Genomic DNA, 397 nt, shown 5'->3' on the forward strand with positions numbered 1-397 from the left:
AACGTTATCTAGTTTTGAGAGAATATAAAAAACTTATTGACTTTCTAAGTGAATCAAGTATAATAATATTTGTCTCAAGCGAATATAGTCTGGTAATGATGGCAGAGAGGTCACACCCGTTCCCATACCGAACACGGAAGTTAAGCTCTCTAGCGCCGATGGTAGTTGGGACCTTGTCCCTGTGAGAGTAGGACGTTGCCAGGCAATATTATTCCGCAGTAGCTCAGCGGTAGAGCTATCGGCTGTTAACCGATCGGTCGTAGGTTCGATTCCTACCTGCGGAGCCATTGGAGAGCTGTCCGAGTTGGCCGAAGGAGCACGATTGGAAATCGTGTATACGTCACAAGCGTATCAAGGGTTCGAATCCCTTGCTCTCCGCCATAAGCATTTTATAATA

General features: G+C 45.6%; 2 tRNA genes and 1 rRNA gene. All 3 read left to right on the top strand.

Annotation, left to right across the window (positions count from 1 at the left end):
- Positions 1-88: 88 nt before the first annotated feature.
- Positions 89-204, top strand: a 5S ribosomal RNA gene (gene rrf, locus JTF23_RS27505).
- Positions 205-212: 8 nt separating this feature from the next.
- Positions 213-287 (top strand) — tRNA-Asn (locus JTF23_RS27510).
- Positions 288-289: 2 nt separating this feature from the next.
- Positions 290-381: transfer RNA gene (locus JTF23_RS27515), tRNA-Ser, on the top strand.
- Positions 382-397 lie beyond the last annotated feature (16 nt).

The organism is Bacillus sp. RIT 809 (genome assembly GCF_016892495.1).
Classification (GTDB): domain Bacteria; phylum Bacillota; class Bacilli; order Bacillales; family Bacillaceae_G; genus Bacillus_A; species Bacillus_A cereus_U.